This is a genomic window from Acetobacterium sp. (genome assembly GCF_041752335.1).
Taxonomy (GTDB): Bacteria; Bacillota; Clostridia; order Eubacteriales; family Eubacteriaceae; genus Acetobacterium.
On record NZ_JBGSHG010000063.1, the window covers coordinates 40,372 to 56,690 of the forward strand.

At 41.0% G+C, this 16,319-nt stretch carries 13 protein-coding genes and 1 pseudogene; 11 read left to right on the forward strand and 3 right to left on the reverse strand.

The window, feature by feature from the left end; genetic code table 11:
* Positions 1-6: 6 nt before the first annotated feature.
* Positions 7-1,848 (forward strand): alkaline phosphatase, encoded by a 1,842-nt coding sequence (locus tag ACEW8F_RS08355; RefSeq protein WP_373483017.1) that lies wholly within the window; start codon positions 7-9, stop codon positions 1,846-1,848.
* A gap of 518 nt (positions 1,849-2,366) precedes the next feature.
* On the opposite strand, the gene ACEW8F_RS08360 is transcribed toward ACEW8F_RS08355, so the two are convergent.
* Positions 2,367-3,176 (reverse strand): CPBP family intramembrane glutamic endopeptidase, encoded by an 810-nt coding sequence (locus tag ACEW8F_RS08360; protein ID WP_373483018.1) that lies wholly within the window; start codon positions 3,174-3,176, stop codon positions 2,367-2,369.
* Between the two features lie 180 nt (positions 3,177-3,356).
* On the opposite strand from ACEW8F_RS08360, the pseudogene ACEW8F_RS08365 reads away from it, so the two are divergent.
* From ACEW8F_RS08365 to ACEW8F_RS08380, 4 genes and pseudogenes are all read left to right on the forward strand, one after another.
* Positions 3,357-4,193 (forward strand): annotated as a pseudogene (locus tag ACEW8F_RS08365) (methyl-accepting chemotaxis protein).
* Between the two features lie 260 nt (positions 4,194-4,453).
* Complete coding sequence (locus tag ACEW8F_RS08370; RefSeq protein WP_373483019.1) at positions 4,454-5,812, forward strand: MBL fold metallo-hydrolase; 1,359 nt, start codon at positions 4,454-4,456, stop codon at positions 5,810-5,812.
* A 112-nt stretch (positions 5,813-5,924) separates the two neighbouring features.
* A complete protein-coding gene (locus ACEW8F_RS08375) occupies positions 5,925-6,152 on the forward strand; it encodes a DUF3006 domain-containing protein (protein WP_373483020.1) in 228 nt (75 codons plus the stop codon).
* A gap of 43 nt (positions 6,153-6,195) precedes the next feature.
* Positions 6,196-7,044: an EFR1 family ferrodoxin gene (locus ACEW8F_RS08380; protein ID WP_373483021.1), complete on the forward strand. Its 849-nt coding sequence runs from the start codon at positions 6,196-6,198 to the stop codon at positions 7,042-7,044.
* A gap of 431 nt (positions 7,045-7,475) precedes the next feature.
* On the opposite strand, the gene ACEW8F_RS08385 is transcribed toward ACEW8F_RS08380, so the two are convergent.
* Entirely contained in the window at positions 7,476-7,994 is a 519-nt protein-coding gene (locus tag ACEW8F_RS08385) for a heme-binding protein (RefSeq protein WP_373483022.1), read from the reverse strand.
* Positions 7,995-8,390: 396 nt separating this feature from the next.
* Between ACEW8F_RS08385 and ACEW8F_RS08390 the strand changes: the two genes are divergently transcribed.
* From ACEW8F_RS08390 to ACEW8F_RS08405, 4 genes are all read left to right on the forward strand, one after another.
* Positions 8,391-9,011, forward strand: a complete 621-nt coding sequence (locus ACEW8F_RS08390) for a TetR/AcrR family transcriptional regulator (RefSeq protein WP_373483023.1) — start codon at positions 8,391-8,393, stop codon at positions 9,009-9,011.
* A gap of 174 nt (positions 9,012-9,185) precedes the next feature.
* Entirely contained in the window at positions 9,186-9,884 is a 699-nt protein-coding gene (locus tag ACEW8F_RS08395; protein WP_373483024.1) for an ABC transporter ATP-binding protein, read from the forward strand.
* 9 nt (positions 9,885-9,893) lie between these two features.
* Positions 9,894-12,782 carry an FtsX-like permease family protein gene (locus ACEW8F_RS08400; RefSeq protein WP_373483025.1) on the forward strand — a complete coding sequence of 963 codons (2,889 nt, stop codon included), beginning with the start codon at positions 9,894-9,896 and terminating at the stop codon, positions 12,780-12,782.
* A gap of 263 nt (positions 12,783-13,045) precedes the next feature.
* The gene (locus ACEW8F_RS08405; RefSeq protein WP_373483026.1) at positions 13,046-14,032 is read left to right on the forward strand and encodes an MBL fold metallo-hydrolase; all 987 of its coding nucleotides are present in this window, start codon (positions 13,046-13,048) and stop codon (positions 14,030-14,032) included.
* A gap of 191 nt (positions 14,033-14,223) precedes the next feature.
* Here the strand turns inward: ACEW8F_RS08405 and mutM are convergent, their stop codons facing one another.
* Positions 14,224-15,036: a DNA-formamidopyrimidine glycosylase gene (gene mutM, locus ACEW8F_RS08410; RefSeq protein WP_373483027.1), complete on the reverse strand. Its 813-nt coding sequence runs from the start codon at positions 15,034-15,036 to the stop codon at positions 14,224-14,226.
* A 235-nt stretch (positions 15,037-15,271) separates the two neighbouring features.
* Between mutM and ACEW8F_RS08415 the strand changes: the two genes are divergently transcribed.
* Complete coding sequence (locus tag ACEW8F_RS08415; RefSeq protein WP_373483028.1) at positions 15,272-15,832, forward strand: cysteine hydrolase family protein; 561 nt, start codon at positions 15,272-15,274, stop codon at positions 15,830-15,832.
* A gap of 40 nt (positions 15,833-15,872) precedes the next feature.
* On the forward strand, positions 15,873-16,208 hold the full coding sequence (locus ACEW8F_RS08420; protein ID WP_373483029.1) for a TfoX/Sxy family protein: 336 nt from the start codon (positions 15,873-15,875) through the stop codon (positions 16,206-16,208).
* Positions 16,209-16,319: the final 111 nt, after the last annotated feature.

Genomic DNA, 16,319 nt, shown 5'->3' on the forward strand with positions numbered 1-16,319 from the left:
AGCGTTATGAAAAAGGTAATTAAGAGAGGATTTGCGACATTAGGGATTGCTTTAATGTTGGGAATGCAGTTGTCAACAGCAGTTTTTGCGGAAGGATTAGAAACAAATGCAACATTGAGGGGTGTTCCACTGGTTTTTGAAGGAAACTGCAGTTATCAAACGCAAATTGAAAATATTGGCTGGCAAGATTGGAAGTCAAAAATGTCAATAAGTGGAACAAGTGAAAAAGGCTTGCGACTTGAAGGAATCCGAATAAAAATCAGTGATATCGAAAACCTGGGTGTTAGCTATCAAACCCATGTCCAAAATCTTGGCTGGCAGGATTGGGTGGACAATGGCGAAATGAGTGGAACAGAAGGTGATGGCTTAAGGCTGGAAGGCGTTCGGATTAAACTTGATGGGTCTGAAGCCTGGAAATATGATATCTACTACCAGGTTCATGTTGAAAACGTGGGTTGGATGGACTGGGTCAAAAATGGCGAGCTTGCTGGAACAGAGGGAAAATCCTACCGTTTAGAAGGAATCAAGATTGTTGTCTTACCAAAAGGATCGGTTCCGCCGGTTAATACAGGTTCCGTAAAAAATGTGATTCTGATGATCTCAGACGGTTGCGGTTCAAACGAGTTGCTGGCAACAAACTATTATACGACAGGGGAAGCAGAGGCCCAGGTTTACGAACAATTCCCGGTTGAGTTACACATGAGTACATATTCCCATAATGAAATTGGAATGGGCGATGACCTTGCCAGTGTTTATGACCCCAAGACAATCTGGAATAACTTCGAAACACTGAAAAATCTCCCTACCGATTCTGCGGCCGCAGCGACAGCCATGTCAACTGGGACGAAAACCTATAATGCAGCGCTTGGTAAGGATGAAAATGGACTGGATCTAGTCAATATTTGTGAAGATTTTGAGGCTCAGAATAAGGCAACAGGGGTGATCACTTCGGTTGAATTTAGTCATGCGACACCAGCTGGTTTTGTTGCTCATAATGCCAGCAGACAAAAATATAGCGAAATTGCCAATGAAATGATTCGGGACAGTCAAACCGATGTTATTATGGGAGCCGGAAATCCCATGTATGACAATAATGGTGAGATCAGAACTGAAATCGAGGATAAAAACTATAATTATGTGGGCGGAAAAGAGACTTGGGAAAGTCTGGTAGCAGGTCAATTGGGAAATGATGCCGATAATGATGGAATCATCGAAAACTGGAATCTGATTCAAACAAAAGATGCTTTTGAAAGCTTAACAACCGGGGAGACGCCGGAAAGAGTCATTGGTGTGCCGGAAGTCTATGAAACCCTTCAATACAACCGGGAAGGTGATGTAAAAGCTGATCCATATGTTGTTTCACCAAACGAAAATGTCCCGACCCTGGATGTTATGACAAAAGGTGCCCTTAATGTTTTGGATAATCAGGAAAATGGTTTCTTCCTGATGGTTGAAGGCGGTGCTATTGATTGGGCTGGCCATGGCAATGCTGGTGGAAGACTCGTTGAAGAAGAAGTGGATTTCAACAATTCAGTGAATGCTGTTTGCGAGTGGGTGGAAAAAAACAGCAGCTGGTCAGAAACGATGGTTATTGTTACTGGGGATCATGAAACCGGGTATTTAACTGGAACAGCTGGGGTTTATGATGAGGTAATCAATAATGGCAAAGGAAATATGCCAACCATGGCTTGGAATAGCGGCGACCACACCAACCAACTGATTCCTTTGTTTGCTAAAGGCCCTGGGTCAGAATTGCTTTTATACGCTGCTAATGGGAGTGATCCAGTAAAAGGCTCTTATATCGATAATACCGAAATTGTATTGGCAATTCGAAATCTGCTAAAATAAAGAGGATCAGACTTATTATATTTACGAATTACTAAGCAAGACAGCTGTCGCATTCTCGATGTGGCAGCTGTTTTTTTGTGCAAAATTAGATAAAATAGAAGGGACTAAAAAGAGATGGAGGATTTGTTTGACCATCGGATTAAAGCGTTTACAATATTAAGTACAGAATTAAACAAGAATGTGAAGGATGTATAGATTATATAAAAAGAGAGGTAAAAAACCATGCTTTATCTTCTCCACTAGTGCAGTTATGGGAGAAAAAAGGTCGCAAAAGATCATTTGGCACTAAGACAAAAGCTTCAGTCAAAAGGATACATCGTAAAAGGTGAATTTAGCTGCAAAGGGTTTAACACCTACAGTTTTCTTAAATACTTTGGTGGAATGAATAAGGTCCGGCCAAACAGTGAGGATTTAAAAGATGCAAAAGAATTTGCGTTGAACTTGGAATAAGCAGTTATGCACAAATGGACAAAGGACAAAAACGTTCCCTTGTGCCGATCTACCGCAGTTTTAACAAGTTATTCGGTTACCATCTTTCGATTGCGGATAACGACAACATATATTGTAAAAATCCACAAGACTGCTGCAAAGACACCGTTCCAGATAACCGCATCTTCGTTGGAACTAACTGGTCCTAAAAGATAGAGCGACCCAGAGAAGCAGCCATGCATCAATTGGGCAAGAAATACACTTTTCACCCTGCTGTAAGCCCATACCATCAATATCCGATAGGCAACAAGAGCCATTAAATAGCGAAAGAAAAAGGTTGGAAGCCATGTAGCACCAAGACTTGCGCTTGCGCCGAGATAATCCGCCAGGAAATGCCACACCCCCCAGAGCAAACCCAATATTATACCTGCTTTGATGGGGATATGCTTTTTTAACAATTCAGGCAAGGCAAACCCTGTCCATCCGATTTCCTCAAAATGGCCAGCTGCAAAGCCAAGTATTATTCCGATAACCTGAAAACCCGGTAAAAACGCATCCGATAGTGTTATTGAAAGCCCGAGTAAGGTGATCAATAATAAAATAGGCACGGTAAAAATAGCAAGTAAGTACCATTTTACGCCAATTTTTATTTTTATCATCTTTGAAAACAAATCTTTCAGGCCGGATTTGCCGTAAACCAGCCCGCTGAGCAATATTCCCATAAAGCTTGGTCCGAACAACATGAACAAAAACATCATTCCGATATCCGGAAATTCAAATGTTGACGCCGATGCTAATTTTGGATAGGCAACAACCAGGATGCCTCCCCAGGATATCAAGTATGTTGCGATAAAATAAGTGTATATGGGGTGTCTCTTAAGTATATTAGTATCTTTCATATAAATGAGTCCTTTCAATAAATTTGCAATCCTATTATAAAATGATGGTTAATTTTTGTCAAAATTGGGAAACGCTCAGACAATGATAAGTTATTACCAGCGCTGATTACGACACTCACGACGATCGATAATCTCATTGCTGAAACCACGAAATTAGTAGAGGCTGGGATTAATGGGAATTTGAATCGGCGTGGGGATGTTTCCAAATTCCAGGGGGGATACCGGGATATTATTACCGGCTTTAATCAGACCTTGGATTCCATTGAAGAACCGATTGGTGAAGCTGCGATTGTTCTTGAAAAAATGGCCCAAGGGGATTTGAGCATTCAAATGCAAGGGGACTATCTGGGGAGCTATGTCATCATAAAAGACTCAATCAATAACACCCTGTTTGTTTTCAATGAAATTCTCGGACGGATTAACATCTCTGCCGACGAGGTGACAGTGAGTTCGCGACAGGTATCGTCAGCCAGTCAAGCGCTAGCTCAAGGAGCTACAGAGCAGGCCAGTTCGATGGAAGAAATTAATGCATCGTCATCTAAAATCTCGAATATTATAAAAGTTATTGATGACATTGCTTTCCAAACGAATATTCTGGCTCTCAATGCTGCAGTTGAAGCAGCCCGGGCGGGACAATTGGGAAAAGGCTTTGCAGTTGTAGCGGAATAAGTCAGAACGTTGGCAGGCCGAAGTGCAGAGGCTGCCAAGGAAACAACAATGCTTATCGAAGGTACGATTTCAAAAGTTAAAGAGGGGACGCAAATTGCCAATAGTACGGCCGGATCACTTAATGAAATTGTCGACAGTGTCACAAAGGTGGCTGGTTTAGTCAGTCAAATTGATGTATCGTCGAATGAACAGGCGGAATCGATAAATCAGGTCAATGCCGGCATTGATCAGGTTGCCAAAGTAGTCCAAACTAATTCGGCAACAGCTGAAGAAAGCGCTGCAGCCAGTGAAGAACTCAATGGTCAAGCAGAACTACTAAAAAACATGGTCAGCCGATTCGGGCGATAAACAAAAGCGCAAAGGCACCGGGGGAAAATCCTTCCGTGCCTTTTTTAATAGTTTTTTGATCCATTGACATCACCCCAAATCTATGATGCAAAAGTTAATGGCATTTATAGTTGAAAGATTTAAATCAGACCGGCTTCAGGATCTCCGAAAACAAGGGATATAATATAGAAATTGCCTGAAATTAATGAAATTGAATTATTGAAATTAAATAACTGAAAGCGTATACTTAAGCCAGTGAGAAAACGAGAAGGAGTAAAGTGATGAGAAAAAGGATTAAAAGGATGGCATTGCTTTTTGGTGTGCTGATACTGATCTTAGGGAGTCTACCGATGATGATCAATGCAGTGGCTAGTCCAATTGTAGACTATCAGACCCACATTCAGAATGTCGGATGGGAAGCAGATACAGATGTGGGTTGGCGTTCAAATGGTGAAGAAAGCGGAACGTCAGGACGCGGGTTACGACTAGAAGGAATAAAAATAGCGCTGAATGAGGCCAGTGGATATAACCTGGGAATTACCTATCAAACCCATATTCAGAACATTGGATGGGAAGGCAGCACCGATCGCGGTTGGAAAAATGATGGCGAAATGAGTGGTACTTCAGGATTGAGTTATCGACTGGAAGCAATTCAAATTGAGCTGACAGGTGAAGATGCGTCAAACTTCGATGTTTATTATCAAGTTCATGCTGAGAATTTTGGTTGGCTGGGATGGGCCAAGAATGGTGAAAGTGCGGGAACCGCTGGTTATGGCTATCGTTTGGAAGCTATTAGGATTCAGATTGTGCCAAGAGGATCAGGAGCACCCTCGGTGGTATCGGCATTGCCATTCTATGATAAAAATGCTCCACCACCAGCCATCGGAAAATTAAAAGTTCATTTTATTGATGTTGGCCAGGCTGATAGTATTTTAATACAGCAGGGCACCCATGCAATGTTAATCGATGCTGGAAATAATGAGGATTCGGAATTGGTTGCCAATTACCTTTCAAATCAAGGTGTAGCCCAGCTGGATTGTGTGATTGGAACTCATCCGCACGAGGACCACATCGGTGGTCTTGATTATGTAATTAATCGTTTTGAGATTGAAGAAATTTATCTGCCAGAAGTATATGGTACTACGAAGAGTTTTGAAGATGTAATGACAGCGATTCAAGATAACAATCTAACAATCTCAGCCCCGGTTATTGGCGAACAATTTGATTTAGGTAGTGCAGAATGTACAATTTTAGGACCCGTCGCTTGGGATAGTAGTGAATTAAATACGTATTCGATTGTCATCAGAGTGGATTTTGGAGAGAATAGTTTTCTGTTTACCGGTGATGCCGAGGCCATTAATGAATCGGCAATGATAGCGAAGGGGATGAACTTAGAAGCTGATGTTTTGAAAGTTGGGCATCATGGTAGTTATACGTCAACTTCACAAGCCTTCTTAGATACGGTAAATCCGAAGACAGCAGTAATTCCAGTTGGAATCGATAATGACTATGGATATCCGCATAATGTGGTTTTGAATCGATTGAATAAGAAAGGCGTCAATATTTTCAGAACAGATCTTGACGGGACCATTATTGCAACGAGCGACGGTGCAACAATAAATTTTAAAGTAAATCAATAAGCGGTGTGGAGATGAATTAATAAAATGCGAAAACCAATTAACGAGACTTCATTTTGGCCGTTTTCAATATACCGATTGGGTTGTTTCAGGAATAAGCATGAAGGAGATTTTTATGGAATCACCATCCAAAAAAATAATTATCGATCGAATTGAGGGGATTTATGCGGTCTGCGAAAAAGAAGATCGGACAATGATAAATATCCCTATCTCAGCTTTTCCAGTAAAGGTCAACGAAGGTGAGGTGTGGATCACTGACGGGGGAAATTTAATCTTTGACTATACAGAAACGGAGAACCGAAAAAAAGATATGGCTGAAATATCAAAACGGAAATGGCACTAACGAAGCGTTAGTTTACAACAAGTTATTTGGAGGTAGGATAGTGATGGACACAATTAAAGACGGAGAAACCCAGGGTGTTTCGACGAGTAAGGTCTATTATTTTTCAGGAACCGGGAACTCTTATTATGTGGCAAAAAGAATTTCAGATGCACTAAATGCAAAATTATTACCATTAGTTTTGCTCAAAAAGGACGATGCGATTGAAGCGGATTTATTGTTTTTTGTTTTCCCTGTTTATGACTTTAAACCGCCAAAGCTTGCTTCAGAAATCATTGGAAATTTAACGCTAATTAGAGCAAGAAGAATCATTGCGATTGCCACCTATGGAATCGCCTTATCTTCAGCATTGAGGCATTTTGAAAGAACGTTGTCTAAAGCTGAAGTAACTCTTTCTCAAGGATACGGTATTAGATTTCCTCATAATGCGGTGGGTTCAATCGGATTTACTGAAACGGAAAATAACGCTAGACTTTTGGCGGCGGAGCATCGAATTAACCATATCTTGAGAAACATTGAGTCCTTATCCGCTGGAAGTGTTGAAAAGATAACTGTCTTTGAAAATCTGACACTAGTGAAGCAGCTGCCCCATGTTTTAAAACTCATTTGGGTATTGCTTTTTAAAGGCCCGGAATCATTAGCTTTTAAGGTAACAGAAAACTGCGTACAATGTCATCTATGTCAAAGTATTTGTCCGGTGGACAATATTGAATGGGGTAGAGATAAGCCAATATTTGGCGATAGATGTACTAGTTGTTTTGCATGTATTCAGTGGTGTCCAAACTCCGCGATTCGTCTAGGGGATTTCAGTTTTGAAGAGATGGGGATGAAGCATTACCATCATCCGAAAGTAAAGGCTGCGAATTTGATTATAAATCAAAAATACAGAAAATAAATTTGATAGGAATGCATATGCATAGTTTGGAAGCTGCGAAGCAGTTGAAAGATATATGCTGTGAAAATTTTGGAAATGGCTGTTATGTGTTGCAAAAACCTGTCCGCGTCAGTTAGAGTATCACTGCTAATTAAATAGTCTGTCGATATTTATTCGAAATGTGCAAGTGGATATGACGAACGAAATGTCCCTATGTCTTCCATGTCTTCAAAAACAAACAAAGTAATATAGCGAGCGAAATCAGCTAATGAGAGAAGCGGTAAAAAAAAGAACCAATCAGAGATCGCAGTGGAAGCGTTCAAGATTATGATCTGATTGGCTCAGGTTCAGGCATCGATAGTGCAAGGCGCAACAAAGAGTTGCTGGATCATCTGGCGGAACAGCTGCCGGACATTTATTTACTCACGGCATACATCCTGAGCACAGTTTCTTTACCCGTGTCTATTATTTTCGACATCAATCAACAGTTCGTTGTGCCTGAAAAATGAAGGGGTAAAGGGAGAATTGTAACGGGCCAGACGGAAACCGCCAGACGTCTTCAAATTCTTTCCCTCAACCCATTTGAGTAATTTCGTTTCAAGTTCATCAAGCTTTTCTTTTTTTACCGAACCAGAAAAAGTAATTGAAGCACTTACCTTTTCCGGGATATTTTTAATTTTTATTCTCGAATTACCAGGTTCAGGGGGCGATTCACTGGCATATTTACCGGGAAGAACAAACGCCGTTACTGATATGCCTGTGCCGAGCTCATTGAACACCGGGACAGTCATGGCAATTTTTTCTCGCCTGAAATTATTCCCGCTGATATAATCAAAAATTTGATTAAATCCGCTGGTGTTTTCACTTTTAAGATCTTCGATAGAAGCAGTGAGATAACTTTTATAGGCTCGAAGCTCAAATTCACCGTCTTTTTCAACAACTGAGTATTCAGGGGTTTCATAATTTGACATTACAGGTCCTCCTCGTATTTTATAAACTATTATTACCCCAAAATTTAATTTATAATGATATTTTTGTATGTTTTAAGTTAAATAGTCTATCCGCTCCGATTCGGCAAAGATGGTTTGCAACCGGTGAAACCTTGTCCTATCCGGATTATCTGGTCCAGATGAACCGGCTTGTAAAAGTAAAAGGTGGCGATTTGTTTGTGTATCGCGCAAAATAAAGATAGTTTTATGATTTTTTTACCCCGGCTTGGTCCGGGGCTTTTTTATGCCCGGATTTCTCACTGTTTGTTCCCTTGTGGTCCGGTTCAAACGCTGATTCGAGTCCGCAAGGATTGACATGGGCGGCTTATCATGATAACATAACACTGTTATCTAAAATTGTTAGAGCAAAGGTGCAAAATGGGGAACGAAACAGAAACACGAGAACGATTATTAGAAGTTGCGAAGGATGAGTTTCTTGAATTGGGCTACGAAAAAGCTTCGATGCGAAAGATTTGCAAAAAAGCAGGGGTCACAACTGGAGCTTTGTATTTCTTTTTTAAAGATAAGAATGACCTGTTTGCAGCATTAGTAAAAAAAGTTGCTGATGAAATAAAAATGATCATTGTCGATCATACCGAAAAAGAGCAAGCTATTTATGTGGATGCAAAAACGACGCCACAGGCATTAATTGCCGATGGGATACAACAGGGTCGAGAGTTTGTAACCTATATGTATGCCAATAAAGATGCGTTTATTTTACTTCTCAGCAAAGCTAATGGCTCAGCATATGAGAATTTCTATGATGAACTGGTCGACTTAATGGAAAAAAATACGCTGCAATTTCTGGATCACATAACTTTTGAAAATGGCAAAGAAAATGGAATCAAACCCTACACCATGCATTGGCTGGCTCATCTGGAGACGTCCTCCTTTGCCCAATTGCTGACGCATGGATTGACTTTGGAAGAAGCCTTGATTCAAGCTGAGGTCATTGCCAAATACCTGACCGGAGGCTGGTTGGAGCTACTAAAAAAGTAAGATGATAAAATTGTTAACAAAGAAAAATAAGATTGAATTCGAATCTGGAATTCAATTTTATTTTTAAATTAAACATAACGCTGTTATGCTGCGCAAACATCAAATTGTTTTAACTAATCTACAAAACAAGTTTCAGAATAAGTGAATGATAGTCAAAATATGAAAGGGGCAAAAATGTTTATTGAAGTGAATGATATTAAAAAAAGTTATGGAGAAGGGGGAAGCTACGTTCAAGTACTCAAAGGTATTTCGACAGGAATTCAAGAGGGCCAAATCTGTGCGATATTGGGGCCAAGCGGATCGGGAAAATCGACATTGCTTAATACCATCGGAGGGTTGGATAGCATCGATAGTGGTAGCATAAAAATAAGTAACATTGAAATCACTAAGTTGAATCCAAAAGAATTGTCACTATATCGACGAAAGTTGCTGGGTTTTATTTTTCAGTTTTATAATCTTGTTCCAAATCTTACGGTTAAAGAAAATATCCAGGTTTGTGAATACCTGACAAAAACACCGCTGGATATTAATGAACTGCTGGAGATATTGGGATTAACCGAGCATCAGAAAAAATTTCCCTCCCAATTATCGGGAGGGCAGCAACAGCGCTGTGCGATTGCCAGAGCACTGATCAAGAATCCCGAGTTGCTATTGTGTGACGAACCGACCGGAGCGCTGGACTATCAGGCATCCCGGGAGATTCTGATGCTGATTGAGAAAATTAATAAAAAATATGGTACTACCATGCTCATTGTCACCCATAATACCGCGATTAAAGAGATGGTTCATCGCGTCATAAAAATCAAAGACGGTCAAATCAGTGAAGACAACGCCAACAAGGTATTAAAGCCGGCTAGTCAACTGGAATGGTAGGTTTTTCCAATGATTTTAAATAGGCGAATCATCCGGGAGCTGAAAGAAAACTGGGTACGATATGGCGCATTGGCATTTTTAATCATCTTTTCGCTGGGGTTGGTTGTCAGCATGGCTGGTTCCACCGATGTGGTTAATTATACCATTGATACAAATAATGAAAAGAACCAACTGGAAGACGGAGAATTTTCGGTTTATGTTCCCCTAACTGAAAATCAGAAGCTGGAACTTGAAAAGATGGGAGCTAAAACCGAAGACGCCTTCTATGTGGATTTAACGGGGGCAGAAAAATCCGTCTTGCGGATATTTGAAAATCGCAACAATATCAATACCATTGAGCTGGAGGAGGGACGGCTGGCCGATCAAAGGGGTGAAATCGTCCTGGAGAAACACTATGCCGAAAATCATGGGATAAGGGTTGGACAGTCTATGATCGTGAATCAGAAAAACTATCTGGTAACCGGGATCGGAACAGTACCGGATTATTCCAATGTTGTCCAAAATGTTTCGGACGTGCTGGCGGATTTAAAACAATTCAGCATCGGATTTGTCTCCGAAGCAGAATTTAATCAATTGTTAGCAGAAGATATCAATGTCGAATATAATTACAGCTATCAGTTGGACGGGAACCTGACCGCTTCAGAACTTAAAGAAAAATTGGTTGATCTGGATTTCGATAAAACAAAGGTCGCCAATAAATATATGCAAGAAATCATCAATACCATTGAAAAAGGAAAGAATGACTTATCCGGTGGTGTTAATGATCTGGCAGATGGGACACAAAAACTGGCAAATGGAACAAGCTCACTCAAACAAGGAAGTAATGAATTGGCAGATGGAGCAAGCAGCCTGACAAATGGAACTGATCAATTAAGCGCAGGTTTAGAAGAATTGACAAAATCCAATGCCACTTTAAATAAAGCGGCAGACGATGTCTTTCAGGGGATGATTGCTCAGGTAAACAGTGAATTTGAAAATATGGGGATGACAGTCACCATTACCGGCGATAATTACAGTGCTGTGATTGATGGCTTAATCAAAGCCATTGGCGGCTCAGATGCGAATGCGGTGATAGTGCTTAATACCATGAAAGCGCAACTGGATAGTTATAAAACGTTTAAAGATGGGCTCACAGCTTATACAAATGGTGTTGAAACTGCCTATTCAGGGTCGGCGGAATTGTCAGCAGGAGCAGCTGATCTGTATGAAGGCAGCGCGGCCGTGGCAAATGGGGTCAGTACCCTGAGTAATGGCTCTGCCGAGTTAAACAGCGGGATGGGAGAGTTTAAAAATCAGGTCACCAATTTTATCAATGAAAATATGGATTATCAATATGTCAATCTGATCACTTTTTTAGAAGCGGATGATAATCAACGGATTACAAGCTGTAAAAGCGATGCCGCCATTAATAAAAACTCAGCATTAATTGCCGGAGTTATTATTATCACCTTAATTGCCTATATGATTTCAGTGTTTGTCATTCATACCATCGATAAGGAAAGTGCCGTTATCGGGGCATTGCATTCGATGGGCTATGTAAAAAAAGAACTGCTCAGACATTTTATGATCCTGCCGATGTTGGTTGTCACCGCATCGGCAATGCTGGGGACTGGCTTGGGGTTTCTGCTGATTGGCGAAAATATTAAAGAAAATGTTGCCTATTATTCTTATCCTGGCTATGCGATGGTATTTCCACCATATCTTTTAATTTATGGGGTTTTAATACCAGTACTGATCGCTTTGATGGTCAATTATTTTGTTATTAACAGCAAATTATCCCTGGCACCACTCAAACTGCTCAGACGGGAAAAGAAACAGCATCAGTTGGCAAACATCGACCTGAAGGAGATGGGTTTTATTAATCGCTATCGGATTCGCCAGTTGCTGCGCGAAATCCGGGGAAATATCACCATGTTTTGGGGATTATTTATTGCCATTCTACTGATGGTTTTTGGATTTAGTATTTATGGGAGTATTAGTGATTATGTCAATAATGTGGCATCCGACGTCGAGTATAATTATCTTTACTTGCTAAAATATCCCATGGAAACGGCCCCCAATGATGCCACTAAAGCTTATACCGAGTCGTTGACCGCAGACCTTTATTTAACCGGGGGCGAGATGGACGTGACGATCCAGGGGATTAATGATGAAAACCCCTATTTTGATTTCTCGCTCGATGGCGAAAAAAATGAGGTGATCATTTCTGATTCAGTTGCCAACAAGTTTGGTTATCAGGTGGGGGATGAGATTACGCTGTCTGATAATCTTGCAGATCGGAATTATAACTTTAGGGTTAAAGAAGTGGTCAGTTTTGCAAGCGGTCTCTATATTTTCATGGACATTAAAGACATGCGCGAGATGTTTGGACAGGAAGACGACTACTATAATACCCTGATGTCTGATCATGAACTGGATATTGAGGCGGGAAGAATTGCCACGGTCATAACGGTTGATAAAATGGTCGCTGCGGTCAGACAAATGTTCACCATGATGTATGGGTTGGTTATTACCATTCTGGGCGCATCGGTACTGCTCTTTGCGATTGTTATGTATTTGTTAGTAAAAATGATGATTGATAAATCAGCCTTCAGCATTTCATTAATCAAGGTGTTTGGCTATAATGAGCGGGAAATAAAAAAGCTATACCTGGGTACCACCTTCTATACGGTTGCGCTCTCGACCCTTATTGCCATTCCAGTCAGCAAAATGATTATTAATAAGATTTACCCGTATATGGTATCTAATGTTTCGGCCGGGATGAATGCCACCATGGCACCCCAATCCTATCTCATTATGGTGGCGATTATTTTAAGCGCTTACGCCATCGTTAATTTTATGATCGGCAGGCACTTGAAAAAGATTTCTCTGGTAGAAATTTTGAAAGAACGCGAGTAGCTGAGAATAAGGGCGGACGCAATGGGAACCCGCAAGGAATTTGCAGACTATGTCTGTGATCGGTTAATAGCAGCGAGTACCATTTTTACTAAGGCTCCTATGGTATCAAATTATAGTAGAGAGGTTTGATATTCAAACAAAATAGTCTTAATTGCATAGCCTAGCTGCCGATTTTATATTATAATAAGAGTAAATAAAAGAACTACAAAAAGAAAACGGTATGACTAAAAAAACACCTGATTATTATGTTTTTAAGGAGATTTATGATAGAAAGAATATGTGAAAAACCTGAGATTTATAACATCCATATCCCATTGCCGAATAATCCGCTGAAAAACCTGAACTGCTATGTGATGAAGACTGATGCCGGAAGTCTGGTGGTGGACACCGGCTTTGCAAAACAAGAATGCTTAGAAGCGCTGACTGCCGGACTGCGGGAGCTTAATGTCGATATGGATCATGCCACCTTGTATATTACCCACCTGCACGCAGACCATACCGGCCTGGTCGACTGTATCCGGACGGATCAGACCCGGGTCATCATGGGTGCCGAAGATTACCGCTATATGGGACGAATCTTTAACGGTGAGATCTGGTCTGAATATAATCGACGTCTCATTGAAGAGGGCTTTCCGGAAGAAGATATTCAGACCCAAAAGAAAGAAAATCCGGTGGTGATTTACGCACCGAAAGATATTTTTGCGGCAGAAGCGATCAAAGACGGCGAAAGTTTTTTTATCGGCGATTACGAATTTGAATCGGTGTCCACACCTGGGCATACACCGGGAAATACCTGTCTATATTTGAAAAAAGAAAAGATTATGTTTACTGGTGATCATGTTCTGTTTGATATCAGTCCCAATATTACCTGTTGGCCGTTTGTCAGAAATTCGCTGGAAGATTATCTGATCAGTCTTGATAAAATAACAAGCTATGATATTCAGCTGGCCCTGCCGGCGCATCGAAAGAACACAATGGATGTATATGAACGGATTACCCAGCTGAAAAATCATCATGTTATCCGGCTCCAGAACATCTTTGAGGTTGTCAAAAAGAAGGATTATCAAAATGCCTATGAAATAGCAGCGCAGCTTAAATGGTCGCTGCGGGAAAATACATGGCAAACATGTCCGATTCGGCAAAGATGGTTTGCAACCGGAGAAACCTTGTCCCATCTGGATTATCTGGTTTTGATGAACCGGATTGTGAAAGTAAAAGATGGAGATTTGTTTGTGTATCGAGTAAAATAAAGATAGTTTATGGTTTTTTTACCCCGGCTTTTGTCCGGGGCTTTTTTTATGAATTTGATGATATAAACATCTTTTAAAAATCGCGGGATTTTAATAATAAAAGTAGCAGAAAAAAACAAGAAAATATTTCAAAAGAATATGGAAAGATACGAAAAGTGGGATCCGAAACGCCCCTGCGTCATCTTTGGACGCTAACCCTTCTTTTTCTGGCACGCCTGACAATAATAGGTGCCTCGGCCACGAACCATTTCCTTGGTGATGGCGCCATTGCATACGGGGCAAAATTTTTGCGTATGTACTTGTAACTGCACCTGAAACAACCCGGTAATGCCGTTGGCATCAAAAGAGTGAATCGTGGTTCCGCCCTGGACAATGGCCTGCTCCAAGATTTCTTTTGATACGGCGATTAATTCAGCTGTCCGCTTTTTACTGATCCGTCTCCCGGGGGTGGTGGGATCCATTTTCATTCGAAAACAGATCTCATTGGCGTAGATATTACCGATTCCAGTCATAATGGTTTGATCGAGTAACAAGGATTTAATCGGCAGACTGCTCTTATGTATCTTTGCATAGATCGCTTTAGGATCGGCATCCCAGGGTTCCGAACCAAGCTTGCAAAGCGGTAAATCCTGACGATAGGTTTCTTTGTTCACCAGTTCTAAACGGCCAAATTTACGGGTGTCCTGATAGCGTAATTCGGTGCCATCACTAAAGACGAAGCTAAGATGTTCGTGTTTGTTGAGCGGTTTTGAAGCATCAACAAGATGATACTTGCCTTCCATCCGTAAATGAGAAATAAACGCATCACGATCCAAAATAAAGATTAGATATTTACCCACCCGATCAATATCCCGAATGGTTTGTCCGGTTAACGACGCCACAAAATTTTGGGTATCCCCGGTGATGATCTTATCGTAATGAACGCGGATTTCCCTGATTTCTTTGCCAATAATAAAATTCTTTAACGTTCGGCGAACGGTTTCGACTTCTGGCAGTTCTGGCATAACTTTTCACCTGCTTTAATGGATACTGATTTTTGCGATATCCACCCTGAGTATACACCAACTGAAACCATTGCGGCAAATAAAAATGAAATATTAAGCCGCAGAAATTAGAGTTCTTTCTTAGCGAATGGTATCTTGTTCTTGTGACTTTGAGGGCATCAATATCTTTTGTCACAATTGCTGAATTTTAAGATGAAAAGTGGTAGAATAAAGAAAAACAAGGAGAGTAAAATATATGAGAAACATCCTGTTAGTAATTGATTACCAGCAAGATTTTGTCGATGGAGCCCTTGGGTTTCCCCAGTCGGTTCGTCTTGAGGATCCAATTGCCCAGAAGATATTGGAATGTCGGTCTAATGGTTATGAAATTCTGTTTACCTATGATACGCATACGGCAGAATATTTAAACACTCAGGAAGGAAGAAATTTACCGGTGGTTCATTGTATCAAAGGAACAGCCGGGTGGGAACTTTATGGAAAGGTGGCTCAGCTGCGGCGGGATACCGATATCTGCATTGAGAAGATTGCTTTCGGATCCATGGAGCTTGCTGAGTTTCTGTCAGCGAACCAGTATGACCGGGTCGAGTTGGTCGGTGTTGTGTCAAATATTTGTCTGATCTCGGATGCCGTGCTGGCCAAGGCGGCCCTGCCGGAAGCGGAAATTATTGTCGATGCCAGCTGCGTCGCCAGCAATGAAGACCGTCTTAATGAGGCCGCTTTGGATGTCATGGAAAGCATGCAGATCCGTATTATCAACCGAGTAAAAGGCTGGCAAAATTTCAATTCCCCCAGCTGAAATTGCGGAGGGATAATAAACAAAACACAAGGAGGAAATAATGGGAACCAGCAAGGAATTTGCAGACTATGTCTGTGATCAGTTAATGGCAGCGGGTAACATCAGCTGCAAAAAAATGTTTGGTGAATATGGCGTCTATCTTGACGAAAAGATTGTCGGACTGATCTGTGATAATCAATTTTTTCTCAAGAAAACAGAAGCGGGGCGAGTCATGATTGAAGAACACTTGACAACCGTTGAAGAAGGTCTGCCATACCCAGGTGCCAAGCCACAGTTTTTGATTGATTCGCTGGATGACCGGGAATGGTTGGCCGAATTGCTGCGGGCCAGCTATCAGGAACTGCCAATGCCCAAGCCGAAGAAAAAGAAAAAATGATGGATTAGCAGTTTTATAAAAAAGAATTTTTCAACCCACTTGGTCTGGGGCTTTATTATTATAACTTTGATGACATCAACATCTTTTGAAAAATTGCTGGATTTTATTATG

Bases quoted from the DNA above. Each gene is read 5' to 3' on its own strand.
- ACEW8F_RS08355 (WP_373483017.1), top strand. From the start codon at position 7: ATGAAAAAGGTAATTAAGAGAGGATTTGCGACATTAGGGATTGCTTTA.
- ACEW8F_RS08360 (WP_373483018.1), bottom strand. From the start codon at position 3,176: ATGAAAGATACTAATATACTTAAGAGACACCCCATATACACTTATTTT.
- ACEW8F_RS08370 (WP_373483019.1), top strand. From the start codon at position 4,454: ATGAGAAAAAGGATTAAAAGGATGGCATTGCTTTTTGGTGTGCTGATA.
- ACEW8F_RS08375 (WP_373483020.1), top strand. From the start codon at position 5,925: ATGGAATCACCATCCAAAAAAATAATTATCGATCGAATTGAGGGGATT.
- ACEW8F_RS08380 (WP_373483021.1), top strand. From the start codon at position 6,196: ATGGACACAATTAAAGACGGAGAAACCCAGGGTGTTTCGACGAGTAAG.
- ACEW8F_RS08385 (WP_373483022.1), bottom strand. From the start codon at position 7,994: ATGTCAAATTATGAAACCCCTGAATACTCAGTTGTTGAAAAAGACGGT.
- ACEW8F_RS08390 (WP_373483023.1), top strand. From the start codon at position 8,391: ATGGGGAACGAAACAGAAACACGAGAACGATTATTAGAAGTTGCGAAG.
- ACEW8F_RS08395 (WP_373483024.1), top strand. From the start codon at position 9,186: ATGTTTATTGAAGTGAATGATATTAAAAAAAGTTATGGAGAAGGGGGA.
- ACEW8F_RS08400 (WP_373483025.1), top strand. From the start codon at position 9,894: ATGATTTTAAATAGGCGAATCATCCGGGAGCTGAAAGAAAACTGGGTA.
- ACEW8F_RS08405 (WP_373483026.1), top strand. From the start codon at position 13,046: ATGATAGAAAGAATATGTGAAAAACCTGAGATTTATAACATCCATATC.
- mutM (WP_373483027.1), bottom strand. From the start codon at position 15,036: ATGCCAGAACTGCCAGAAGTCGAAACCGTTCGCCGAACGTTAAAGAAT.
- ACEW8F_RS08415 (WP_373483028.1), top strand. From the start codon at position 15,272: ATGAGAAACATCCTGTTAGTAATTGATTACCAGCAAGATTTTGTCGAT.
- ACEW8F_RS08420 (WP_373483029.1), top strand. From the start codon at position 15,873: ATGGGAACCAGCAAGGAATTTGCAGACTATGTCTGTGATCAGTTAATG.